Below are 539 nucleotides of genomic sequence, written 5' to 3' on the forward strand. Positions count from 1 at the left end.
GTCAAGTCGAACCTGGGACACACGCAGGCCGCCGCGGGTGTGGCCGGCGTGATCAAGATGATCGCGGCGATGCGGCAGGGTGTCGTGCCGCCGACGCTGCACGCCGATACTCCGTCCTCGCATGTCGACTGGTCGGCGGGCGCTGTGGAGTTGGCGACCTCGGCGACGGACTGGCCCACTGCGGATCGGCCACGGCGGGTTGCCGTGTCGTCGTTCGGTCTGAGCGGCACCAACGCGCACGTCATCCTGGAAGCGCCGGACGTTCCCGAGTCGGAGCCCGCGACACCGAGATCGGTTCCGTTGGTGGTCTCGGCCAAGGACCCCGAGTCACTGGACGCCCAGTTGACCCGACTGTCCGAAGTGGAGGCCACACCACAGGACATCGGACTCTCCCTGTTGGCCCGATCCTCGTTCGACCACCGTGCTGTGCTGTTGGATGGTGTGGAGATCGCCCGTGGTGTTGCCCGGCCTGGCCGGGTTGGGTTCGTGTTCGCTGGTCAGGGTGCGCAGCGGGTGGGGATGGGTCGTGAGTTGTGTGA

Annotated in this window: 1 protein-coding gene; it reads left to right on the top strand. The window is 67.3% G+C overall.

Annotated features, from left to right (window positions below):
• Positions 1–48: 48 nt before the first annotated feature.
• A partial coding sequence (locus tag BLA60_RS41870) for a ketoacyl-synthetase C-terminal extension domain-containing protein (protein ID WP_342744833.1) occupies positions 49–539 on the top strand: 491 nt, incomplete at its 3' end.

The sequence above is a fragment of the Actinophytocola xinjiangensis genome (genome assembly GCF_001921215.1).
GTDB classification, from domain to species: Bacteria; Actinomycetota; Actinomycetes; order Mycobacteriales; family Pseudonocardiaceae; genus Actinophytocola; species Actinophytocola xinjiangensis.